This window comes from Planotetraspora sp. A-T 1434 (genome assembly GCF_025420585.1).
GTDB lineage: Bacteria > Actinomycetota > Actinomycetes > Streptosporangiales > Streptosporangiaceae > JAOEGB01.
Map to the genome: position 1 here is coordinate 134,073 of NZ_JAOEGB010000014.1, position 21,014 is coordinate 155,086.

30 protein-coding genes are annotated in these 21,014 nt (G+C 69.4%); 29 read left to right on the top strand and 1 reads right to left on the bottom strand.

Translation table 11 applies throughout. The features are described from left to right. Positions 1 to 45 precede the first annotated feature (45 nt). From N5079_RS19640 to N5079_RS19710, 15 genes are all read left to right on the top strand, one after another. Positions 46 to 903 (top strand): hypothetical protein, encoded by an 858-nt coding sequence (locus N5079_RS19640; RefSeq protein ID WP_261585387.1) that lies wholly within the window; start codon positions 46 to 48, stop codon positions 901 to 903. Then, positions 900 to 1,499 carry an ATP-binding protein gene (locus N5079_RS19645; protein ID WP_261585388.1) on the top strand — a complete coding sequence of 200 codons (600 nt, stop codon included), beginning with the start codon at positions 900 to 902 and terminating at the stop codon, positions 1,497 to 1,499. The genes N5079_RS19640 and N5079_RS19645 overlap by 4 nt, the downstream gene beginning before the upstream one ends. Next, positions 1,496 to 2,830 carry a replicative DNA helicase gene (locus tag N5079_RS19650; RefSeq protein WP_261585389.1) on the top strand — a complete coding sequence of 445 codons (1,335 nt, stop codon included), beginning with the start codon at positions 1,496 to 1,498 and terminating at the stop codon, positions 2,828 to 2,830. The genes N5079_RS19645 and N5079_RS19650 overlap by 4 nt, the downstream gene beginning before the upstream one ends. Positions 2,831 to 2,856: 26 nt before the next feature. Continuing rightward, positions 2,857 to 3,252 carry a hypothetical protein gene (locus N5079_RS19655; protein WP_261585390.1) on the top strand — a complete coding sequence of 132 codons (396 nt, stop codon included), beginning with the start codon at positions 2,857 to 2,859 and terminating at the stop codon, positions 3,250 to 3,252. Further along, positions 3,249 to 3,581, top strand: coding sequence for a hypothetical protein (locus tag N5079_RS19660; protein ID WP_261585391.1), 333 nt, complete (start codon positions 3,249 to 3,251; stop codon positions 3,579 to 3,581). Before N5079_RS19655 ends, N5079_RS19660 begins: the two co-directional genes overlap by 4 nt. Position 3,582: 1 nt before the next feature. After that, a complete protein-coding gene (locus N5079_RS19665; RefSeq protein ID WP_261585392.1) occupies positions 3,583 to 4,464 on the top strand; it encodes a DUF5131 family protein in 882 nt (293 codons plus the stop codon). Then, on the top strand, positions 4,457 to 4,798 hold the full coding sequence (locus N5079_RS19670; RefSeq protein ID WP_261585393.1) for a DUF4326 domain-containing protein: 342 nt from the start codon (positions 4,457 to 4,459) through the stop codon (positions 4,796 to 4,798). The genes N5079_RS19665 and N5079_RS19670 overlap by 8 nt, the downstream gene beginning before the upstream one ends. Continuing rightward, positions 4,791 to 5,468 carry a hypothetical protein gene (locus N5079_RS19675; protein ID WP_261585394.1) on the top strand — a complete coding sequence of 226 codons (678 nt, stop codon included), beginning with the start codon at positions 4,791 to 4,793 and terminating at the stop codon, positions 5,466 to 5,468. The genes N5079_RS19670 and N5079_RS19675 overlap by 8 nt, the downstream gene beginning before the upstream one ends. After that, the gene (locus N5079_RS19680) at positions 5,461 to 5,685 is read left to right on the top strand and encodes a hypothetical protein (protein WP_261585395.1); all 225 of its coding nucleotides are present in this window, start codon (positions 5,461 to 5,463) and stop codon (positions 5,683 to 5,685) included. Before N5079_RS19675 ends, N5079_RS19680 begins: the two co-directional genes overlap by 8 nt. Then, positions 5,678 to 5,962, top strand: coding sequence for a hypothetical protein (locus tag N5079_RS19685; RefSeq protein WP_261585396.1), 285 nt, complete (start codon positions 5,678 to 5,680; stop codon positions 5,960 to 5,962). The genes N5079_RS19680 and N5079_RS19685 overlap by 8 nt, the downstream gene beginning before the upstream one ends. Further along, the gene (locus tag N5079_RS19690) at positions 5,959 to 6,453 is read left to right on the top strand and encodes a hypothetical protein (protein ID WP_261585397.1); all 495 of its coding nucleotides are present in this window, start codon (positions 5,959 to 5,961) and stop codon (positions 6,451 to 6,453) included. The genes N5079_RS19685 and N5079_RS19690 overlap by 4 nt, the downstream gene beginning before the upstream one ends. 208 nt (positions 6,454 to 6,661) lie before the next feature. Next, positions 6,662 to 7,066, top strand: coding sequence for a hypothetical protein (locus N5079_RS19695; protein ID WP_261585398.1), 405 nt, complete (start codon positions 6,662 to 6,664; stop codon positions 7,064 to 7,066). 176 nt (positions 7,067 to 7,242) lie between these two features. Then, a complete protein-coding gene (locus N5079_RS19700) occupies positions 7,243 to 8,004 on the top strand; it encodes a hypothetical protein (protein ID WP_261585399.1) in 762 nt (253 codons plus the stop codon). A gap of 56 nt (positions 8,005 to 8,060) precedes the next feature. Further along, complete coding sequence (locus N5079_RS19705) at positions 8,061 to 8,942, top strand: PIN domain-containing protein (RefSeq protein ID WP_261585400.1); 882 nt, start codon at positions 8,061 to 8,063, stop codon at positions 8,940 to 8,942. Between the two features lie 71 nt (positions 8,943 to 9,013). Further along, complete coding sequence (locus N5079_RS19710) at positions 9,014 to 9,253, top strand: hypothetical protein (protein WP_261585401.1); 240 nt, start codon at positions 9,014 to 9,016, stop codon at positions 9,251 to 9,253. Here the strand turns inward: N5079_RS19710 and N5079_RS19715 are convergent. Further along, on the bottom strand, positions 9,235 to 9,594 hold the full coding sequence (locus N5079_RS19715) for a hypothetical protein (RefSeq protein ID WP_261585402.1): 360 nt from the start codon (positions 9,592 to 9,594) through the stop codon (positions 9,235 to 9,237). The genes N5079_RS19710 and N5079_RS19715 overlap by 19 nt on opposite strands. Before the next feature lie 157 nt (positions 9,595 to 9,751). Between N5079_RS19715 and N5079_RS19720 the strand changes: the two genes are divergently transcribed. The 14 genes from N5079_RS19720 to N5079_RS19785 all read left to right on the top strand — a co-directional run bounded on the left by N5079_RS19720 (position 9,752) and on the right by N5079_RS19785 (position 21,008). Continuing rightward, positions 9,752 to 9,886: a hypothetical protein gene (locus N5079_RS19720; protein ID WP_261585403.1), complete on the top strand. Its 135-nt coding sequence runs from the start codon at positions 9,752 to 9,754 to the stop codon at positions 9,884 to 9,886. Between the two features lie 293 nt (positions 9,887 to 10,179). Continuing rightward, on the top strand, positions 10,180 to 10,617 hold the full coding sequence (locus tag N5079_RS19725) for an ATP-binding protein (protein ID WP_261585404.1): 438 nt from the start codon (positions 10,180 to 10,182) through the stop codon (positions 10,615 to 10,617). Positions 10,618 to 10,900: 283 nt separating this feature from the next. Continuing rightward, positions 10,901 to 11,182, top strand: coding sequence for a hypothetical protein (locus N5079_RS19730; RefSeq protein WP_261585405.1), 282 nt, complete (start codon positions 10,901 to 10,903; stop codon positions 11,180 to 11,182). Further along, the gene (locus tag N5079_RS19735) at positions 11,179 to 12,708 is read left to right on the top strand and encodes a hypothetical protein (protein WP_261585406.1); all 1,530 of its coding nucleotides are present in this window, start codon (positions 11,179 to 11,181) and stop codon (positions 12,706 to 12,708) included. The genes N5079_RS19730 and N5079_RS19735 overlap by 4 nt, the downstream gene beginning before the upstream one ends. 23 nt (positions 12,709 to 12,731) lie before the next feature. Further along, entirely contained in the window at positions 12,732 to 12,920 is a 189-nt protein-coding gene (locus tag N5079_RS19740) for a hypothetical protein (RefSeq protein WP_261585407.1), read from the top strand. After that, the gene (locus N5079_RS19745) at positions 12,917 to 14,275 is read left to right on the top strand and encodes a phage portal protein (protein WP_261585408.1); all 1,359 of its coding nucleotides are present in this window, start codon (positions 12,917 to 12,919) and stop codon (positions 14,273 to 14,275) included. The genes N5079_RS19740 and N5079_RS19745 overlap by 4 nt, the downstream gene beginning before the upstream one ends. A 17-nt stretch (positions 14,276 to 14,292) precedes the next feature. Next, complete coding sequence (locus N5079_RS19750) at positions 14,293 to 15,243, top strand: HK97 family phage prohead protease (RefSeq protein WP_261585409.1); 951 nt, start codon at positions 14,293 to 14,295, stop codon at positions 15,241 to 15,243. Then, entirely contained in the window at positions 15,244 to 16,704 is a 1,461-nt protein-coding gene (locus N5079_RS19755) for a phage major capsid protein (protein WP_261585410.1), read from the top strand. Positions 16,705 to 16,765: 61 nt separating this feature from the next. Next, complete coding sequence (locus N5079_RS19760) at positions 16,766 to 17,173, top strand: hypothetical protein (protein WP_261585411.1); 408 nt, start codon at positions 16,766 to 16,768, stop codon at positions 17,171 to 17,173. A gap of 12 nt (positions 17,174 to 17,185) precedes the next feature. Beyond that, positions 17,186 to 17,476, top strand: coding sequence for a hypothetical protein (locus N5079_RS19765; protein ID WP_261585412.1), 291 nt, complete (start codon positions 17,186 to 17,188; stop codon positions 17,474 to 17,476). Between the two features lie 69 nt (positions 17,477 to 17,545). Continuing rightward, a complete protein-coding gene (locus tag N5079_RS19770; RefSeq protein ID WP_261585413.1) occupies positions 17,546 to 18,238 on the top strand; it encodes a hypothetical protein in 693 nt (230 codons plus the stop codon). 13 nt (positions 18,239 to 18,251) lie between these two features. After that, positions 18,252 to 18,719 (top strand): hypothetical protein, encoded by a 468-nt coding sequence (locus N5079_RS19775; protein ID WP_261585414.1) that lies wholly within the window; start codon positions 18,252 to 18,254, stop codon positions 18,717 to 18,719. Positions 18,720 to 19,057: 338 nt separating this feature from the next. Further along, on the top strand, positions 19,058 to 19,432 hold the full coding sequence (locus N5079_RS19780) for a hypothetical protein (protein WP_261585415.1): 375 nt from the start codon (positions 19,058 to 19,060) through the stop codon (positions 19,430 to 19,432). A gap of 34 nt (positions 19,433 to 19,466) precedes the next feature. Then, the gene (locus N5079_RS19785) at positions 19,467 to 21,008 is read left to right on the top strand and encodes a hypothetical protein (RefSeq protein ID WP_261585416.1); all 1,542 of its coding nucleotides are present in this window, start codon (positions 19,467 to 19,469) and stop codon (positions 21,006 to 21,008) included. Positions 21,009 to 21,014: the final 6 nt, after the last annotated feature.

The following is a 21,014-nucleotide window of genomic DNA, read 5'->3' on the forward strand; positions in this document are numbered from 1 at the left end:
TCACCCTGACCCCCACACCCCACGCATGCCCTGAAAGCGAGAGAGATGGCCGACACGTACCTGAAGCTGCACGACGGCTTCCCGGAGAACCGGAAGGTCGTCGCGGCAGGAGGTGACGCCGCATGGCTGCACGTCTGCGCGTTGGCCTACGCGTCGCGCAACCTCACCGACGGGCTTATCCCCGAAGGGGTCGTGTCCCGGCTGTCCGATCGCAAGCAGCCGACGAAACTCGCGGCGAAACTGATCGAGGTCGGGCTCTGGCACAAGGCGGGCCATGACTGCCCCCGATGCCCGCAGCCGGGAGCCGGCGAGTACCTGATCCACGACTACCTCGAGCACCAGCGCTCTGCCGCCAAAGTCGAAGAAATCAAAGGTAAGAGGGCGGTTGCGGGTAGCAAGGGCGGGACTCGGAAGGCGGCAAACGCTAAGGGGCATCCGAAGCAAACGCCTAGCAACTTGCTAGGCGGTAGCCACGGGTCTGCTGAAGCAAAGGCGACCCCAGATACAGATACAGAGGAAGTACTTCGTACTTCCCGAACAGAGGCAGACGTTCCGCCTTCGGCGGGCGCTGCCGCGCCGCAGGCCGGTGACCCAGTCACCTCCCAGACGATCATCGGCGAGTGGCTCGACCGCTGCCAGAACAGACCCCCAAACCGGGTCATCGGCCAGCTCAGCAAAGAGATAAAGGGCCTGCTCGACGAGGGCATCAACCCCGACCATGTCCGCCGTGGCGTCGCCGAATGGATGACCCGCAACGCCCACCCCTCGACGCTGGCCAGCTTCGTCAACGGCGTCATGAACGCGAACGGTGTGCGGCAGCTTCGCCCCACCGGCACCGACGGACACGGCCCCACTTCCGGCCCGCGTGCTGCGGGCCCCATCTCCGAAGAGGACATCTGGTGACCATCAACAACGACCCCAACAACGACGAGCCGACCGGCAACGAGCCCGACCTCGACGACGAGTGGCGGGCCGACCGCATCAGCCACCGGCTCAACGTCGTCCGCAACGCGCGACCCGAGCGGCTCCGCGACGCCGGCCCCCTCGCCCCGCCCATAGCCGACTGGGGCAAGACCCTTGTCGCCGGTAGCGCAGGGAACCTCGTCATCGTCGGCGAGGTCGGCCGCACCAAGACCTGGTCCGCGTGGGAGGTGCTCGAGCAGGCCATCGCCGCCGGGTACGCCGGGTCGTGGCACTTCGCGACCGCCGCCGAGTGGCAGGACGCCATCGCCCCACCCCCGGACCGGGACCATCTCCGCCGCATGCGGGCCGTCGACCTGCTCGTGCTGGACGACCTGGGCTCGAGCCGCGTCAACGACTGGCAGTTGGAGTGCCTGTTCGGCGTCATCGACGAGCGGTGGCAGCACGCCCGCCCGACGATTGTCACGTCGAACGTGCGGAAGCTCGGCGACACCCTCGGGGAGCGGCTGGCGTCCCGGCTGCGTGACGGCGCGGCGTCGGTGGTCCTCGGCGGGGACGACCGGAGGTCGGGCCGATGACGAATCTCGAGCTGCCGCATGACCTCGAGGCCGAGATGGCGTGCCTGGGGGCGGCGATGCTGTCGTCTGACTCGGCGGCCTTGGTGGTGGAGAAGCTCACCCCCCGGCACTTCTACCGTCCGGCGCACCAGGTGGTGTTCGAGGCGATCGCGGAGCTGCTCAACCAGTCGAAGGTGGTTGAGCCGCTGTCGGTGAAGGCTCAACTTGAGCACCGCCGCTCACAGGAGCGCGAGGTCGTTGACCCCGCCACGCTGCTCGAGATGGTCGAGTCGGTCATCTCCGCCAACCACATCACGGTGTACCTCGACCGGCTTGAGGACCTCCGCTACCGCAGGGCCCTCATCCTCGAGGGCGGCGCCCTGACCCGCCTCGGCTACCGGACCGACCTCGAGCGGGACGACGTGGCAGCGCAGGCGTACCAGGTGCTCGAGCGGGCCGCCGGCGTCCCGCAGCACACCTCCGGCAGGTCTCTCGCCGAGCTGGTGTACCCGTACCTCGACCGGCTCGAGGACAAGACGCCGCAGCCCGGCGTCACCACCGGCTGGCACGACCTCGACGCGCTGCTGGTGAAGGTCCGCCCCGGCCAGTTCATCGTCATCGGCGCCCGCCCCGGCATGGGCAAGTCCGTCCTGATGGTCAACATGGCCCTGCACGTCGGGCTCAAGCTGAACCAGCCGGTCCTGTTCTGCACCCTCGAGATGAGCGAAGACGAACTGCTGGACCGCATATTCGCCAACCGGGCCAAGGTCAACCTGCACGCGCTGCTGAACAAGCGCCTGGACGAGGACGCCTGGGAGCGGGTCGGCAAGCGCGCCGCGGAGATGGCCGCCGCCGAGCACTTCGTCATCGACGACGACACCGAGATGACCGTCGCGAAACTGCGGGGCAAGCTCTCAGCGATGCGCCGCGCCGGCCGCCCCCCGGCGGTCGTGTTCGTGGACTACCTGCAGTTGATGTCCACCTCGCAGAAGGTGGAGTCCCGCCAGCAAGAAATCTCCACCTACTCGAGGCAGTTGAAGCTGCTCGCCAAAGAGTTCGAGGTCCCGATCGTCGCCGGGTGCCAGTTGAACCGGGAGTCGGAAAAGCGCGTCAGCAAGCGGCCGACGAAGGCCGACCTGCGCGAGTCCGGGGCGATCGAGCAGGACGCCGACGTCGTGATCCTGCTGCACCGGGAGGACGTGTACGAGCCGGACTCCCCGAGACGCGGCGAGATCGACCTGATCGTCGACAAGCACCGGCAGGGCCCCACGGCCACGATCACGGCGGCGTTCCAGGGCCACTACGCCCGCATCTCCGACATGGCCGCCGACGAGCCCTCGAGCGCGAGATGACCCCCACCCCTCGAGAAGGAGCCCCCATGGACCAGGAACGTCTCCTCGTCATCTGCGACAGATGCCAGCAGGCGATCGCGGACGGCGACGGTTTCCTGCACGTCAGCATGATCCAGGTCATGGCCAGCCAGGACGACAAGGTTAACCCCGACGCTCCCGCCTTGTCGCTGGAGGCGCTGTTCGGCCTGCCGGACACACCCCGCTGGCAGGCGCATCACACCCGGTGCTGCCCGGACGTTGGCGACGACGACTACGACGTGCCCGTCGCCCAGGTCCGCACGTGGCCGCGCCTGGCGTCCACGACGGCCCGGCTGATGTCCAAGACCTGGTTCGCCTCCACGGACTGGGCTGCCCTGTTGGAGTCTGCGGCGTCTGGTGGTGGCCGTCGGGTGACCCGCGGGGCCATGCGGGAGGCGTCGTGAGGTTCCTTCTGGACTACCTGTCGTCTTGGTACGGCACAGCCCCGGTTGTGCCTGTGCAGGTTGAGGAGCCGCTCACTGAGCCGATCCCCGCGGTTCCTGCGGACCCGGACCCTCGCGAGGTGTTCGCGGACCGTCAGGCCGAGTTCATGGAGCAGATGCGCGCCCGTGTGGCCGCCCAGCAGCCCTACACGACCACGTACAAGCTCGCCCGGGTCGACGTGCAGGCGGAGGAGCGGGTGCTCGCCCAGCTGGCGGTCCTGACCGCTGATCACGGCCCGTGGGAGGCCGCCAAAACCGTGTTCCACCCCAACCACGAAAGGACCACCTGACATGAGCGACCGCAGCAGCATCGAGTGGACAGACGCGACTTGGAATCCCGTGACCGGGTGCACGAAGGTCAGCCCTGGTTGCGACCGCTGCTACGCCGAGACGTTCGCCGAGCGGTGGCGCGGCACGAAGGGGCACTACTTCGAGAACGGTTTCGACGTCCAGCTTCGCCCGGACAAGCTGGACCAGCCGCTCCGCTGGAAGAAGCCGCGCCGGATCTTCGTCAACTCGATGAGCGACCTGTTCCACAAGGACGTGCCGGATGACTACATCGCCCGCGTCTTCGCCCTCATGGCCCTCACACCGCAGCACACGTACCAGATCCTCACCAAGCGGCATGGACGGATGCGGTCTCTACTCAACAGCGGACATTTCGTAGCGAAGGTGTGGGGCGAGGTCGACAAGCGTGCTCCTGGCGTCGGCGCACAAGCAGTCTCGATGTGGCCCTCCATGCCGCTACCGAACGTCTGGCTCGGCGTCTCCGTCGAGGACCAGAAGTGGGCGGACCTCCGCATCCCCGCCCTGCTGGAAACCCCCGCCGCCGTGCGTTTCCTGTCCTGCGAGCCGCTGCTTGGCCCGGTGGACCTGGCCAAGTCCGTTCCGGCCAAGCCGTACTGGCATGACGGGATCGACTGGGTCATCGTCGGCGGCGAGTCCGGTCCCGGCGCGCGGCCCATGCACCCCGACTGGGTCAGATCGCTACGCGACCAGTGCCAGGCCGCCAACGTTGCGTTCTTCATGAAGCAGGCCGGGGCCGTCCTGGCGAAGGAATGGGGCTGCTCCGACCGCAAAGGCCACGACTCCGCCGAATGGCCCGAGGCTTTCCCGAGGGAGTACCCCAGCATCCCGGAGACCGCTGGAGCGCTGGCGGTGGCCAATGCCTGAGCGGATCCAGCGCCGACGTACGAAGGGCTGGCGGCTCCCCAAAGGGGCCGTGATCGTCGACCGCAGCACGCGGTTCGGCAACCCGTTCACGACGAAGCAGGGCTACACCCGCGAGGAGTGCGCGGCCCGCTTCGAGACGTACCTGATCGTCCGACGCAACCCGACCCCAGGGTGGACGGACGTGCTCGCCTACCCAAGCGATGAGGAGATCCGCCGCGAGCTCGGCGGCCGGGACCTCGCGTGCTGGTGCCCGCTCCCGAACCAGGGAGAGCCGGACCACTGCCACGCGACCGTCCTGCTGCCCGTCGCCAACGAGGTGACCGCCGATGCCTGAAATCCCAGCGGAAGCCGTAGACGCGGCCCAAGCAGCCGTGCGCGCCGTCCGGCGCGCTGCTGGACCGCGCGGACACATCCCCAGCCGCACGATGGCCCACCGCGTCACGGAGGCCGCCGCCCCGTTCATCGCTGAGCACATCGCCCGCCAGCTCGTCCCGGTGTGGGAGTGGACGCGGGAAGTCGCCGTCGCGCACCACACCACGTACGGGGTGGACGCGGTCGGCAGGTGCATGACGATCGCCCGTGGGGCGTTCCCTGTGGGGGAGCGGTCGGACGCAATGCCCTCTGTGCGGCCCTCAGAGGCCCCTCAGGGCGACGCAGAGGGGATTCCTGGTATCACCGGATGGTCGGACGGCTCTGGGGCCATTTCAGCGCTTCGCCAACGGGTAGCCGACCGCCTCCTGGAGATCAGCGACGCCGACCCCGACGGGTGGCTGGAGATCCTCGACGCGGTGTTCGGCGTCGTCGGCCCGGAGCTGGAGCGCGCCGAGAGGGCCGAGGCCGCCCTCGCCCGCGCTCGGGAGCTGCACTCCCGCGATGACAGCAGCCCGCACGGGCCCTGGTGCGGCACGTGCATGACGTTCTGGCCCTGCCGGACGTGGATCGCCGTGCTGGACGGTCCGGGTGCCGTCTCCGAGGAGCAGACCGGAGGCGGGGCCGATGAGTAACCACGGCTGGGACGGGGGCTGCTGGGTCGTCCTCGACCGCGACTGCCAGCCCGTCAGCGGCTACCACCACGCCAGCGAGGCCAACGCGCACGCTGCAGCACTCCCCGTCGGCTTCTACGTCCGGCGCGTGGCCTGCGTATGCAACCAGCCCGTTTGGGAGCAGTCCGGGGGCGGCTTCCCGCCCGCAACCACCACCGAGGAGACCAACCATGGCTGACGAGCAGCAGCTCACGACAGAAGACCGGATCGTCAAGGCGGAGATCGAAGCCAAAGCCTGGTGCCGCCAAATCGCCGAAACGCTCGCGGAGCACCTGAAGACCAGCACCGCACCTGACGCCCCTGCATGGTCGGAGGCGCTGGCGTGGTTCGCCAAGCGGATCAAGGGCGGGCACCTGTCGATCTACATGCAGAAGGACTTCGACCAGCGGTTCGGGCCGGTGAACTGGAGCGCCTACAACGACCCCACCACCACCACCGAGGAAGGCAACCGATGACCGAGCCGCGCCGCTTCCAGCTCCACCGCGACCAAGATATCTCCGGCGTCTCTGGGACGGGCATCGTCGCCGACGGCGTTCTGTGGCCCGACGGCACCGCCGACCTACGCTGGAGAGGCCCACGCCCCTCCGCTGTCCACTGGGACCGCCTCGACGACGCCGAGGCCATCCACGGGCACAACGGCGCGACCCGCTTTGTGTGGCTCGACACCGCGTCGGCCCCTGACGCGGAACGGAAGTACACGCCCCGCGGGTTCCGCATCTACGCCGAGGTCACCGACCGGTACGGCTCCCGCGTGTCCGTACAGGAGTCGAGCCTGGCCACCGAGGACTGCGTTTGGATCTTCGCGAAGAACGATCGCGACGAGAACCCGAGTCCCCACCTGACGGTGGACAACGCCCGCGTCATCCGGGATGCCCTCGCCGAGTTCCTTCGCGAGTGGAACGAAGCCGAGTCCGGGGCTCCTTCTCAGGAGGAGCCGACACCTTGAGCGCCGCGTGGGTCGTCGACCCGAACTCCACCCCTGACCTCACCATCGAACACGCCGACGGCATCCCCTGGTTCGACGCACCAACCCCACGCTGGTGGCACCGGTGCCGCCCGCAGACCCGAGCGCTCGACAAGGGCTTGCGGGTCTACCGGTGCGCTTGCGGGGCGATCGCCCTCGACCAGCCATCCCGGTGGGTGGATCGCAACTCGTGCCGAAGGAGCCCGACACGGTGAAGCACGACTTCGAGCTCGCCGAGTGGGGCGAGACCTTCATGGCCGCCTACAGCGGCGGGGGGTGCGCCGGGCCCCGATGCACCAGGTGCAGCACGTCGTTCTGCGTCCACTGCCAGCCGGAACGCATGGACGAGGACTGCCCAGCCGCCACGGCCGAAGGACCACGGATCGAGGTCAAGAAGATCGCGGCCTACTTCCCGATGAGCAACGAGCTCGCCATGGAGTACGGCCTCATCCCGGACACCCGGCCCCCGGTCGTCATCCCGTGGCGTCGCCGCGTCCGGTGGGCCGCCCAGGCGCGGGTCCGCCGGGCCCGGCTCCGGGTCGGCTCCTGGGTAGCCGGCGAAGACCTCGACCCCGACCGCTACGACTACGACTGACCGTAATCACCCCAACTGCGGTGATTACGGGACGCACTCATAAACCCCGGGATTCCCGAGACCCGCAGACGCGAAGCGGCTCCCCCTGACTGCACATCTGGGGGAGCCGCCCATCCCGACACCTCATCGCCACAAGGGGTCTCCCCGCACGGTACCAACCCGGAGGAGCCCGGCACATGCCCATAGACGCGAACACCTGCCCCGGCCCGTGCAACCGGCGAGCCCGCGAGGCGTGGGACGCCTACGACCAGGCCATGGAGGATCACACCACCGCCATGGCCGAATGGAGGGTCCCGCTCCGCTGGCCGGTCGAGCCTCAGGAGCCGGACGAGGCGGTGACCTGGGGGGATCCGGTGTTCTGCGGCCGGTGCGCCCGACTCATCCGCGCCGCCCTGGCCGAGCTGGACGACCTCGCCTCGCTCCTCGCGGCCGTGAGCGACGGCCACAGGGGAGCCGGCGCACGCCACGGGAAGACCGGCCCGGCCGTGAAGGGCGCGTCCGCGCCGTCCCCGTCGTCAATCGGCGACACCCTGGACGAGCTGTACGGCGCCCTGGTCAAGGTTGAGGACGACTGGCGGGACTACCGCGGGTACGGCGCCCGCCCCCAGCGGGCACGGAACGGGCACGCCCGCCGCCTGTCGGTAACGTGGCTGCTGGACGAGCTCGACGCGATCCTCACCCACCCCGGCAGCGTCCAGTTCGGCAGGGCCACCCTCGCGTGGCAGCGACGACTGCGTGCGCTCACCAAGTCCGACCCAGTAGGAGACCGCCCCGTCCGCTGCCCCCGCTGCGGCGAGGTCCGCATGCGCCGCGAAGACGACGGCTACTTCAAATGCCGGGTCTGCGGCCGGCTCATGTCGCAGGAGGAGCACGACCGGGAGTTCGACGAGCAAGCCGCCGCTCAGGAGGCCGCCGAACTTGCGCACGAGGCGTCATGACCGGGGGCGGTGACGATCCGTCTGGGTGGCCTCGCCGTTCTGGGACGATGATCGCCATGAGAATCAAGGCGGGACGCACCCTGGAGGGTGCCGAGAAGGACCTCCAGTACGCCATTGACCAGATCACGGACGCCCGGTCGGGACAGCCGCACGAGGAGCTGTGGCTTACATACCTGAGGGCGGTGGGCAACGCCCTTCCCTTGCTGGCCCAGTCGTTCGCCGAGCCCGACCTTGCCGCCAGCCTGCTCACACCGACGTACTGGCAGATCTTCCAGGGCAGCGCGACGCCGTCGAACCTCACGCAGGCTACGTCCCGCGAAGCCGCCACGCAGCTCAAGGTCCTTGAGGCTGCCAAGCAGGAGCTCGGGAAGGTGAAGGCGCTCGCGGCGCGACCGGGCCTGCCGGTCGTCGTGGACACCAACATCCTGGTGTGGTGGGCACAGCCCGGCGACATCGACTGGCGCGGTGTACTGGCCGAGCAAGGGATCGAGGCCGCCGCGGTGCGCCTCGTGGTGCCCATCGTTGTCATCGACGAGCTCGACCGGCAGAAGTACGGCGACGGCGTCCTCGCCCAGCGCGCGGCCAAGGCCATCCGCTACCTGGACCGAAGGCTCACCGGGTCCGACCCCGGGGCGGCGGTGCCGCTCGCGAAGAGCGCGACGCTGGAGGTCGCCATCGACTCCGTCCGCGACCGGGCGGCGATGGACGCCGACTGGCGCATCCTCATGTGCGCCGCCGACCTCGACCAACTCCACCCCGAGGCGGGCACGCGGGTCCTGACGAACGACACCAACATGCGGCTGCGCGCGCTCCACCTGGGCCTGAAGACGCTGGCGCTGCCGGAGAAGTACCGCAAGCCGCACGCCGTCCTGAGCGCACCCCCAGAGGACGAGCAGCAGCCACAACTTGCGCAACTCTCTGACCAGGGCGCAAACTAGGCACCGTACGATCGCATGATCCTCGCCCCCGGACGCCACGGCGCCGGGGGTTTCGCATGCCGGGGGTGACCATGACCCGCCCGGAACCCGTGAGCGTGAACGAGGCTGCCGCCCGCCTCGGCAAGGCGCCGCGCACGATCTACTCGTGGGCCACCCGCTACCGGGTGCGCAAATGGTCAGGCCCTGACGGAGTCCTGTACGACTACGCCGATCTCGCCACGATCGAGGCGTGTATCCACCGAGGCCAGACCGTGCCGGCCACACCTGAGGCGCGTGACGCCCTGCGCGCGTCCTACTCCGCCGCGGCCTGACCCACCCGGTACTGCTCGTACCGCTGGAGCGTCTCAGGGTCCGCTTCCCGGAGCATCCACCACCGCTTGGGCGTCTGGTAGATCAGCACACCCGCCATGTCGGGCAGCGCGTACCGGCCGGCCAAGTCCACGAGGTAGGCCCGCAGCTCCGGCCTCACCACCGTGGCGGACTCGCGCCCCCACCCGTCCACGTACGGCCGGGTCACAGCCGGGGCGACATACCGGGCGTGCACTGCGGTGATCGTCCACCGGTCGACCTGCTCTCCTAGGGGTTCGACCCACCCGCCGACCACGCTCAGGTCGTCCGGCCAGTTCGACGGGCGTACACGCTGCGGCTCCACATTCGAACAATATCGAACAGCCGTTAGCGGGGGTCACCGGCCGTGCACCTCCACCACTGGGTCACCGTCGAAACCATCGGGCGTGTCCGCACCCAACGCTGCTCCCGCTGCGGTAAGACCCGCACCCGACCCACCTGACCATGGAAGGGGGAGGCTCGTGCTCACCGCCGCCCTGATCCTCGCCCTCGTCGTCGGCGTCTGGTCCGCCATCGAACGCGCCTGGCCGCTCCTACTGCTCGCGGTCGCGGTGCTGCTCGTCATCCTGGCCGCGAACCCCGCCCTCGGCCTCTAACGCTGTGCCGCGCAGCAAAGGCCGATCAGGCAGGCGCTGGCGCCGAGCTCGCGCCCAACTCCTCGCCGAGTCGACCATCTGCTGGCTATGCGGACACGACGGCTCCACCGACGCCGACCACGAGCCCGCCCTCAAGACCCTGGAAACGCTCGGGCTCGACCCTTGCGACCCGCGCTACCTACGCCCCGCCCACGGCGTGACCGGGTGCCCCACCTGCGGGCGCAAATGCAACCAGGAGAAAGGCGACCGCCCCGCAGCGCCGCCGGCCCGCAACTCCCGGGCGTGGTGAGACCGTGGGCCTGTACGTCATCACCGGGCCACCCGCAGCAGGTAAGTCAACCTGGGTCCGCGGGCACGCGAAACCCGGGGACATCGTCATCGACTACGACCTCCTGGCCGCCGCGCTCACAGCACCAGGGGCCGACCTCAACGCCCACCCCAAGGTCTTGCGGGACGTGGCCTACCGGGCCCGGGCCGCCGCTGTCACAGAAGCGCTCAACCACACGAACACGGTCGACGTGTACGTCATCCACTCGATCCCGTCCGAGCACGCGCGAGCACGCTACGAAGACCACGACGCACACATAGTCGAGATCGACCCAGGCCGCGACGTCGTCATGCAACGCATCCGCACGATGCGCCCACACGCGATGGTCGCTGTAGCTCAACGCTGGTACGCCCACCGTGATCACACAACGTCAACGCAAGCGCAGTCATCACGGTCATGGTGACGCAACGCACACACGAACGTGTGACGAACAGTGACCACAGCCACAGCAGCCACGCTCCCCACCACGCACCGTCACGCACACCACGACAAAACACACCAACAAGACGGACATAACCGCAGGTCACAGCCGGTCGGCTTTCAAGGGGCAGGGGGGCACCCCTCCAACGGGAACCAGACAGGCCGGGTGACCCTGCGCCCAGTCGCCCTTTTCTCTCCCCACCGCCCAAAGTGATGAGTCACCCAGCGTAACCAGCTCCATGGTCACAGAGCGTGAGGAGGCTGTGGTGACGGAAGGTAGTCACGTTGAGGGCGGCATGGTCGCGGCCGTTCGCGCCGACCTCCGCCGATGGGGGATCACTGAGGACTCGGGCATGGCCGCGACCGCGCTGGACCTCGCCGAACGCCTGTCCGTGCCGGACGTGCGCCCGGCCGCGGCGGCGATGCTGCACGCGCAGCTTCGTTCGACGCTGCTCGAACTGGCGAAGCTGGCCACTCCGGAGGCCAAGGAAGGCGACCCGGTGGACGAGCTGCAGGCGCGCCGCGAGGAGCGGCGGCAGCGCGCATGACCACTGCGACCATGCTGGGCGTTCAGACGCCGCGGATCTCGTCGATTCCGCCGTACGTCTCTTCGGCCGGCCAGGAGGTCATCGAGCTCGCCGCGACCGCAGGTCTGGTCCTCGACCCGTGGCAGCAGTTCTGCCTCCACCACGGCCTGGGGGAACGCGAGGACGGCAGGTGGGCGGCGTTCGAGTGCGGCGTCGTCGTGTCCCGGCAGAACGGCAAGGACGCGCTGTTCGAGGCGCGGGAACTAGGCGGGCTGTTCCTGCTTGGTGAGCAGCTCATCCTCCATTCCGCGCACGAGTTCAAGACAGCCCAGGAGCACTTCCGCCGGATCCTGTTCCTCCTGGAGAACACCGACGCGTTCCGCCGGCGCGTGAAGCGGGTCCGCACCTCGCACGGCGAGGAAGGCGTGGAGCTCCTCACGGGGCAGCGGCTGCGCTTCGTGGCCCGCTCGACTGGGTCGGGGCGTGGATTCTCCGGCGACTGCGTCATCCTCAACGAGGCCTACAACCTGCCGGACTCCAGCGTGGACGCGCTCATGCCGACCATGTCGGCACGCCCGAACCCGCAACTGTGGTACGGCTCGTCGCCCGGGGACAAGACGATCGCCCCATGTGACCAGCTGGGCCGGGTGCGGCAGCGTGGGATCCGGGGCGACGACCCGTCGCTGTTCTACGCCGAGTGGTCAATCGACCCGCACACCGACCAGTGCGCCCGGGATGAGAACGGCCGCATCCTCTGTACGGTTCACGATGACCCGAACTCCGAGGCGGCGTGGGCGAAAGCCAACCCCGCGCTCGGGATCCGCATCTCCGTCGAGCATGTGGCCCGCGAGCACGCGTCCATGGGCGTGAAGGGCTTCGCCCGTGAGCGCCTGGGTGTGGGCAACTGGCCGTCGGACGCCGCGGACCAGTGGGCGGTCATTCCTGAGGCGAAGTGGCGGGCGGTCGCCGATGAGCACAGCGAGGCGGTCGGGAAGGTCGCGTTCGCAATCCACGTCTCGCCTGACCGCTCTTGGGCGGCCATCGCCGCGGCGGGGCGGCGCGCTGACGGTCTCCTGCACCTGGAGGTCATCGACTACCGGGCAGGGACGAAGTGGGTTCCGGAGCGGGCCAAGCAGCTCCAGGAGCGGTGGGAGCCGTGCGCGTGGGTGGTGGACGCCGGGTCGCCGGCGGGGTCGCTGATCGCGGACCTCGAAGCGGTGAAGGCCAAGAAGCCGGACGGCGAGGTCGCAAAGCTGGAGATCACCAAGCCGACCGCACGTGAGGTGGGTCACGCATTCGGCCAGCTGGTCGACGGCGTGATGCCCGAGGAGGGCGACCCGACCATCCGGGTACTGCCGCATCCGGCCCTCGACGCGGCGGTGGCCGGCGCGGTGACCCGGCCGCTCGGCGATGCGAAGGCGTGGGACTCCAAGGCCGCCAGTGTGGACATCTGCCCGCTCGTGGCGGTGACCCAGGCGGCGTGGGGGTTCGCGACGCGTGGCCACATCGAAGAGGAGTCCGTGGAGCCGTGGGCCGCGTGGGTGTGATCAAGCAGAACGGGAGGCCCGCGGTGATCCGTCTGTCACGGCTGGCATGGGCGCGCCTAGGCTACGCCGTCGGGTGCCTGGTCGGATGCGTCGGCCTGGGCATGGCGGTCGATGTAGCTGCGGCTCTCATGGTCGGCGGTGGGCTCCTGGCCGTGTCATGTCTGCTGCTGGTCGAGGTGGGCGAGCTCCGTAAGCCGGGCGGCGGCCGGTGAACCTCCTGCAGCGCGCGGTCGCGTCCCGCCGTCAGGCGCGGTCCATCGACACCATCGACGACTACGCCTTGGCCTTGCAGTCGTTCATGTTCAACGGCAACACCTACGGCGGGCTCGGGATCCAGCAGACCCTCGTCGGCGGGCAGGCCGAGCGGATCCCCAACGACCTCACCGGGTACGCCACCGCGGCGTACGCGTCCAACGGGCCAGTGTTCGCGCTGATGGCCGTCCGGATGCTGGTGTTCTCCGCGATCCGCTTCCAGTTCCAGCGCCTGTCCAGCGGCCGGCCAGGAGACCTGTTCGGCAACGCCGACTTGGCGCTGCTGGAGACGCCCTGGACCGGCGGGACAACGCAGGACCTGCTCACGTCGATGATCCTGGACATAGACCTGGCCGGGAACGCCTACCTGACCAAGGTGAACGGCGAACTGGTGCGGCTCCGCCCAGACTGGGTGTCAATCGTGCTGGAACCCCGCCGGTTCCGCGGCGGGATTCTCGGGTACCGCCGGATCGGCTACCTGTACGAGGAAGGCGGGCTGGGGTTCGGCGACGGTGGGATTCCGCTGCTCCCCGACGAGGTCGCGCACTTCGCCCCGTACCCGGACCCGCTGGCGACCTACCGCGGCATGTCCTGGCTGACCCCTGTGATCAGGGAGCTGCAGAACGACAAGCTGATGAGCTGGCACCAGCGGAAGTTCTTCGAGAACGGCGCCACCCCGAACCTGGTCGTCTCCTTGGACGCGTCGATCGACGTCGAGAAGTTCAAGAAGTTCAAGGAGCTGTTCAACGTGGAGCACAGGGGCGTGGAGAACGCCTACAAGAGCTTGTTCCTGGGCGGCGGGGCCGATGTGACCGTGGTCGGTGCGGACTTCCAGCAGATGTCGTTCTCCGCCACCCAGGGCCGCGGAGAGACCCGGCTGGCGGCGGCCGCGGGGGTGCCGGTCACGGTGGTCGGCTTCTCCGAGGGATTGCAGGGGTCCTCGCTTAACGCGGGGAACTACTCGCAGGCGCGCCGCCGGTTCGCCGACGGCACCATGCACCCGCTGTGGCAGAACGCAGCCGGCAGCCTGCAGCAGATCGTCCCGACACCGCCGGCGACACGGCTCTGGTATGACGCCCGAGACGTGCCGTTCCTCCGTGAGGACGCCAGGGACAGCGCGGAGATCCAGGGGCGTAAGGCGGCCACGATCAGCCAGCTGATCCAGTCCGGCTACACAGCCGATTCCATCATCGCCGCCGTCAACGCCGAAGACTTCTCGCTCCTGAAGCACTCCGGCCTGTTCTCCGTCCAGCTCCAACCGCCAGGCGCGCACGCTTCGGCGCCTGCTCAGACGAACGGGAACCAAGGCCCGTGACAACCCCGGAGGGATCCGTGACCGCTGTACGCGAGGGGCTGCTTCGGTCGGTCCCGTTCCAAATCGTGCGCGCCGTCGGCGTCGCCGAGGGCGACGGGCTGACACTGGAGGGCTACGCCGCCGTCTTCGGCCAGCCGACCCGCATCGACTCCTGGGAAGGCACCTTCGACGAGTCGATCCGCAAGGGCGCGTTCCGCAAGTCGATCCGGGAGCGGACGCCGGTCCTGCAGTTCGACCACGGACGCCACCCGCTCGTCGGATCCATCCCGATCGGCAAGATCCAGGACCTCCGCGAGGACGACCAGGGCCTGTACGTCTCAGCGCGGCTGTCGGACAACTGGCTGGTCGAGCCGGTCCGCGACGCCATCCGCGACGAGGCCGTGGACGGGATGAGCTTCCGCTTCACAGTCGTGCGGGAGGAGTGGCGCGACAAGGACGGCAAGCTCGTCAAGCCCGAAGATCTCGGGCGCCTCCTCTGGGATCCGGGCGACCGGGGGCCGCTGCAGCGCGAGCTGATCGAGATCCGCTGCGCCGAGCTGGGCCCGGTGGTGTGGCCGGCTTACGAGGGGACGTCTGTCGGTGTCCGTGCCCGCGAGGTCGCGTCACTGATCTCCCGCGACCGCGGGTTGCAGCGGGAGGTCCGGTCGGGCCTGGCCCGGGACGCGGGAGCCGTACCAGAGGCCGAGGCCGACGACCTGGCCGACCCGGAGACGCGTCGCGAGGTGGCTCGCGCGCTCCTGTTCGGCGACACCAAGACTTCGGACGCGCCGCCCTTGGGGCACCCGTCCGCTGATGAAACACGGTCCGAAGGCGCGCCGCCCACCGGGCACCCGCCGAAGGACACCGACGCGCCGCCCCTCGATGGGCACCCGTCGGCGACAACGACGAGCAATGACCGGCTGCGAAGCCAGATCCGCGAGATCGCGGGGCTGATGGCGGAGCGGCTGGCGACCATCGAGGAGAAGTAAGTGGAGCTTTCCCACGGCCAGGCGGTCATCCGCCTGCAGAACATCAAGGAAGAGCTGGAGCGGCTCGGCGACAAGCCGGAACTGACGGCCGAGGACGAGTCGTCCTTCGACGAGCTGACCCGCGAGTTCGCCGAGGTCGACAACCACCGGCGCCAGCTGGAGCGTAAGGCGGCGCTGGAGCGGGTCCGTTCGGCCACGACCGCGACGCAGCGCGGACCGGCCGCGCTGAAGGTGCAGGCGGGCACCCCGTACGGTTCGGACGGTTACGACCTGGACCCCGTCCTCAACCCAGACTCGGTGGAGGACCGCCGGTTCCGCAACCCCTGGGACCTGCGCGACGTCCGTACGTTCGGCCGGAGCAAGGAAGAGGTCGGCCAGGAACTGCGGTCCCGGGCCCTGTCGGCGATCGAGAAGATGCAGGGCGCGAACGACCGGGTTCGGTCAGCCGCGACCGACATCATCGAGCAGTGGGACGACAACGAGTCCCGCATCGCCAAGCTGTGCCTGGCCACGTCCTCGCCCGAGTACCTGCGGGCCTGGAGCAAGGTCGCCCGCGGCGTGGGACACATGATCTCACCGGACGAGCGGGACGCCCTGGAGCGGGCCATGTCCCTCACCGACTCCGCGGGCGGCTACCTGGTGCCGTTCCAGCTCGACCCGACGGTCATCATCACTGCGAACGGGTCGCTGAACCAGATCCGCCGGATCGCCCGGCAGGTCGTCGCGACCGGCGACGTGTGGAACGGTGTCAGCGCGGGCTCGGTGACTTGGGCGTTCGCCCAGGAGGCGACGGAGGCCGGTGACAACGCCCCCGCGTTCGCGCAGCCATCCGTGCAGCTGTTCAAGGCGCAGGGCTTCGTCCCGATCAGCATCGAGGCGCTGCAGGACGAAGCGAACGTCACCTCGGAGGTCGCCCGCCTGCTGGCGTTCGGCCGCGAGGAGCTGGAGGCCAGCAAGTTCATCGCCGGCTCGGGCAGCAATGAGCCGTTCGGCATCGTGACCGCACTGACCGGCACCTCGGCCGAGCTCACCCAGGGCACGAACACCATGCCGATCACGTCGGTGTACGGCCTGGACGACAACCTGCCCGCCCGGTACCGAATGAACGCGTCCTGGCTGGGACACCGCAAGATCTACAACGTGGTGCGCCAGTTCGACACCGCGGGCGGCGCCGGCATGTGGGTGCAGCTGCGTGACGACCAGCCGCCCCAGCTGCTGGGCCGGTCGACCTACGAGGCCGAGGCGATGACGAGCACGGTCACGACCGGCTCGCGGAACCTCATCTACGGCGACTTCTCCAACTACGTCATCGCCGACAGGGTCGGCATGACGGTGGAGTTCATCCCGCACCTCGTCGGGTCCAACCGGCGACCGACCGGCCAGCGCGGCTGGTACGCCTACTACCGCGTCGGCGCCGACAGCGTGAACGACGGCGCCTTCCGGATGAACAAGGTCGGCTGACGAAGACGCTCCACCACCGGCCTCACCTCGTGGGGCCGGTGGTGGCATCGAAGGAGAGAACATGCGCAGGAGCGTCTACAACGAGTGCGTCGCCCGCCCGGCGCTGGCCGTCGCAACCCGCACGAACGGCGCCGTCAACGGGCTGACGGTCGACAAGCACTACCAGAACAACGCCTTCCGGTCGGTCATGTTCATCGTCCACTCCGGGACGATGACGGACGGCTCGGTCGCGGTCACCATGCAGGACAGCCCCGACAACTCGACCTGGACGGCGGTCGACGCCTCCTACGTCCAGGGCTCGCTGCCGACCATCGCCTCGACCGACGACGACAAGACTTTCGAGATCGGCTACACCGGCCCACAGCGGTACGTCCGCATCGTCGCCACGACCTCCGGAGCAACCACGGGCGGCACCTTCGGCGCGACCGCCGTCATGTGGGGCGCCCGCCGCCGACCGGCCGTCCACTAAGGGAGAAATCGCATGGCGGAGATCAAGCGGTGCAAGACCGCTTTCGCGACCGAGCACAACGGCATCACACGGGTCATCGCCGCAGGCGAACTGGTGAGCACAGACGACCCGGTGTACAGCGACGCCACGGCAGAGCACTTCGAGGACATCGAGGTGCACGTCGACGAGCAGGCCGGGCGTCGAGCAGCCGCAGAGGGCCGGCCGGTTGAGCAGGCCACGGCAGAGCCGGGCGAGAAGCGGACGGTGAGGGCCACTGGCCGAGCGTCGGGGGCCAAGACGCAGCCCAAGGCGGACGAAAAGTAGCCGAACCATCCGGGGGGGGCGTCCCGCGCCGGTGCGGCCCCCTCCGCCGCGCTGGAGTGAGGTGGCGGCATGTCGTGGGCGCTTCTCGACTCGGGGGTCGCCGGTTTTGCCGACGGTGGGAGCGGCCACCCCTACACCTTCCCTGGCGGCGCCCCGCCGAACGGCAGTCTGCTGGCCCTGGCGGTCACCTCCGACACCACTGTGAACCCGCCCCCAGGCTGGTCCATCGCGGTGAGCGACGTCGGCAACATCGGCGCCTACATCTTCTACAAGGTCGCAGCGTCCGAGGGTGTCAGCGTCACGGTCACGACCAACGGCAACGCGAACACCGAGATCGGCTATTTGAGCTACTCGGGCGGCAGGACGTCCTCACCGCTCGACGTCACGGTCGCGGCCCGGTCGACGGTGTCCAACACGACTACCCCAGCGGCCACGACCGGGGCCCTGGCTGAGGCGGGCGAGCTGAGCATCGCCGCGGCCTGCCTGGGCGGGCTGCAAGGCCAAAACCAGCTGTCCCCTGTCTGGTCGTCTGGGTACACCGGCCGGCTCGACGGCCAGACGGCGGGGAACGCCGCGACCGACCAGCACCTGTTCGTGGCCGACCGCTACGACGCCGGGACGGCCGCCGAGTCGCCCAACGTGGCATGGACCCACTCCACGAACAACCAGACGCTTCTGGTCGCCACGTTCAGGCCTGCCGCCGGGGGCGGTGTGGTCGTGGTGGCCCCCCGGCTTATCAGCCAGTACGGCGGATACTTCTGAAAGGAACCTCACCATGGCCCGATACGCCGCACAGGTGGAGTCTTCGGCGGCGCTCGCCGTCGACACCGGCTTCGCGTGGCTCATGGCGTCGGCGAACAACGGCTTCAAGCTCCGCCGGGCGACGCTCGGATGCGTGGCTGGCGCGACCACTCCGACCTCCCAGCAGCTTGTCGTCGGCATCAACCGTGTTACGTCGGCGGGCACCACCCCGACGGCGGGGATGACGCCGGGCAAGCTGGACCCCAACAGCGCGGCGGCTGGGGCCGTGTGGAACACCGGGTACTCCTCGCCGCCGACGAACTCCTCCAGCGACCAGTTCCGGATCCCGTTCAACTCCCAGTCGGGTGTGGACCTGCCGTGGGAGCTGCTGGAGGAGTTCGCGGTCGCGCTCGGCACGGCCAACGGCCTGGCGTTCATCAACCGCGACAACGCCCTCCCGGCCTCCCACAAGTACGTCCTGTCCGTCGAATGGGAGGAGTGACCTTTCCCGCCGGGGCTGATCGCGAGGGGTGAGGCATGGCCAGGAGGTGGCGTCACCCCCGGGTGGCCCGTGGCCGGTTCAGCGAACCCGTCTGGCCGACCCCGGCGCCGCCGCCGGGGCTTCGGCGGAGAGCGACGGCCCTGCACGTGCCGGCCCGGCGCGGCAGGTTCTTCCCGCCGGTACCGTCGCCGGGTCTTCCGCCTGCAGGGATGCGCAGGGCGCGGCCCCGGCACCTGCTCCCGCCGCGGTGCGGCGGGTTCTGGCCGGTGGCGTGGCCTCCACCCGCCGTCCCGCCCCAGGCGCCGCCCCTGCCCATGGTGCGGCCGCGCAGGGGCGCTGTGGGTGCTCGGCGGGGCGGCGGGTTCCTGCCCGTGCCCGTGGCGGGGCTGGCACCCCAGCCTCCGCCGCCGGTCCCGCCCGGTGTCGTCCGGGGCCCGTGGCGGCTCCCAGCGGGCCGCAGGGGGCGGGCCTTCTCGCCCCCCTGGCCGCTGGTCCCGCCGCCCGTGTTCGTCCCTGGGTTCCTGAGGGCGCGATACCGCATCGGCGTGCTGCCGGCGCGGCCGCTCATCGCCCAGGTGTGGCCGGCCCTCACGCCTGCCATTCCGCCGCCGCCCGCGCACCTGTCATCCGCCGCGGCGGCGCTGGTCTCGCTCAGGTCCGGGTCGGTGGGCGGCCCGCCCGCCGAGGCCACCGTGCGGGCAAGCGCCATCTGAAGGTCCTGTGCACGTAGGCGAGGGAGGGGTGAGGGTGTCCGCTACCGGCTACACGTCGGGCGACCCGACGAAGGTCAGCAAGTCGGGCGACACGGTCGACGGCAACCTGACGCTGGGCACGGGGGCTGCGTCCCGCCAGCTCATCCTCCGTTCGTCCTACACGGGCGGCGACGACGACGGCGGGCCAGCCCACTTCGACTCCACCTCCCGTATCGAGCTGGAGTCCTACCAGCGGGCCCAGACGAACGGGTATGGGGAGGTCATCCGGGTCCGCTCCCGCCGCGCTCGGTCCAAGCAGATGTTCGCCTGGTACGGCCCCACCGCCTACACGCCCTACAACGCGGCGACGGACACCGGCGGCGACCCGATCGGGCAGGACGAGGGCTGGGCGTGGATCGGAGCCCACTACCTGTCGACCGAGGGGGACGCGGTCCACGGGCACCTGTCCATCGAGACCCCGGACACGCTGACCGCGCTCCGGACACGGCTCGAATTCGCGATCTGGGACCCGGTCAGCGGCGCTTACGGCATGGACAAGACGCTGATCCGCACGAACGCAGCGGACTTTCAGGTCAGATGCACCAACAGTGCCGTCCTCCGCCTGTCCGGCGGCGTGCTCGACAAGAAGCCCATCGAATGGTCCAACTCCGACGTCGGCCAGGTCTCTGGCATCCGGTGGCAACTACGTACGGACGGCAGCGCCGAGGGCGGCAGCAACGCCGGCAGCGACCTGGAGCTCGTCCGGTTCAATGACAGCGGCGTGGCGCAGGACTCCCCGCTGGTCATCACTCGCCAGAACGGCCGCATCACCATCGGAGGTAGTAGCGGCTCCGGAGCTGGGCTGACGATCAACCGCAATGCCGCCTCAGCATCCGCCATTACGATTGCGCACACCGGCACGGGCGGTACCGGCATGGCTGTGACGGCTGCCGACGTGACGTCGTCGGTCGTGCGGGGGCAGATTTCCGGAGACACGGTCGCCAGAGCCGTTGTGTTCGCCGACGGCAAGCATGAGTGGGGCTCCGGCACGGCATCGCGGGACACCAACCTCTACCGCAACGGCACCGACCAGTTGAAGACCGATGACTCTCTCGTGGTCGGTGCGCGGCTCGCGGTCGGGCAGGCGCTCGGCTCAGATGCCATTGCTGTGACCACGGACGGCACGATCTCCGCGGCGCTGCTTAAGGCGAGCGCCCTCGGTACGGCCAGCCGCTCCGTGCTCGCGATCGAGACGAACGACGTCACCAAGCGGGCCTTCGACTACAGGTTGACCGGTGACAGCGTCTCCAGGATCCGCATGGACGCCTCCGCGTCCAGCTCGGGGACGATCATCTTCGGCGACGGGACCACCGCGGACACCAACATCTACCGGGCTGCCGCGGACACCCTCAAGACCGACGACTCCTTCCACGTCGGCACGACCTTCCGGCACCTCGGCACGAGCCTGGGCTTCTACAACGCCGCGGCGATCGCCCGGCCGACTGTGACCGGTTCCCGCGGCGGCAACGCCGCTCTGGCCTCCTTCCTCACACAGATGGCCGCTCTCGGCCTCATCACCGACAGCACCACGGCGTAGGAGTAC

What these genes read in the sequence shown, in the direction of transcription:
- N5079_RS19640 (WP_261585387.1), top strand. Translation starts at nt 46, where the DNA reads ATGGCCGACACGTACCTGAAGCTGCACGACGGCTTCCCGGAGAACCGG.
- N5079_RS19650 (WP_261585389.1), top strand. Translation starts at nt 1,496, where the DNA reads ATGACGAATCTCGAGCTGCCGCATGACCTCGAGGCCGAGATGGCGTGC.
- N5079_RS19655 (WP_261585390.1), top strand. Translation starts at nt 2,857, where the DNA reads ATGGACCAGGAACGTCTCCTCGTCATCTGCGACAGATGCCAGCAGGCG.
- N5079_RS19665 (WP_261585392.1), top strand. Translation starts at nt 3,583, where the DNA reads ATGAGCGACCGCAGCAGCATCGAGTGGACAGACGCGACTTGGAATCCC.
- N5079_RS19670 (WP_261585393.1), top strand. Translation starts at nt 4,457, where the DNA reads ATGCCTGAGCGGATCCAGCGCCGACGTACGAAGGGCTGGCGGCTCCCC.
- N5079_RS19675 (WP_261585394.1), top strand. Translation starts at nt 4,791, where the DNA reads ATGCCTGAAATCCCAGCGGAAGCCGTAGACGCGGCCCAAGCAGCCGTG.
- N5079_RS19680 (WP_261585395.1), top strand. Translation starts at nt 5,461, where the DNA reads ATGAGTAACCACGGCTGGGACGGGGGCTGCTGGGTCGTCCTCGACCGC.
- N5079_RS19685 (WP_261585396.1), top strand. Translation starts at nt 5,678, where the DNA reads ATGGCTGACGAGCAGCAGCTCACGACAGAAGACCGGATCGTCAAGGCG.
- N5079_RS19690 (WP_261585397.1), top strand. Translation starts at nt 5,959, where the DNA reads ATGACCGAGCCGCGCCGCTTCCAGCTCCACCGCGACCAAGATATCTCC.
- N5079_RS19700 (WP_261585399.1), top strand. Translation starts at nt 7,243, where the DNA reads ATGCCCATAGACGCGAACACCTGCCCCGGCCCGTGCAACCGGCGAGCC.
- N5079_RS19705 (WP_261585400.1), top strand. Translation starts at nt 8,061, where the DNA reads ATGAGAATCAAGGCGGGACGCACCCTGGAGGGTGCCGAGAAGGACCTC.
- N5079_RS19710 (WP_261585401.1), top strand. Translation starts at nt 9,014, where the DNA reads ATGACCCGCCCGGAACCCGTGAGCGTGAACGAGGCTGCCGCCCGCCTC.
- N5079_RS19735 (WP_261585406.1), top strand. Translation starts at nt 11,179, where the DNA reads ATGACCACTGCGACCATGCTGGGCGTTCAGACGCCGCGGATCTCGTCG.
- N5079_RS19760 (WP_261585411.1), top strand. Translation starts at nt 16,766, where the DNA reads ATGCGCAGGAGCGTCTACAACGAGTGCGTCGCCCGCCCGGCGCTGGCC.
- N5079_RS19765 (WP_261585412.1), top strand. Translation starts at nt 17,186, where the DNA reads ATGGCGGAGATCAAGCGGTGCAAGACCGCTTTCGCGACCGAGCACAAC.
- N5079_RS19770 (WP_261585413.1), top strand. Translation starts at nt 17,546, where the DNA reads ATGTCGTGGGCGCTTCTCGACTCGGGGGTCGCCGGTTTTGCCGACGGT.
- N5079_RS19775 (WP_261585414.1), top strand. Translation starts at nt 18,252, where the DNA reads ATGGCCCGATACGCCGCACAGGTGGAGTCTTCGGCGGCGCTCGCCGTC.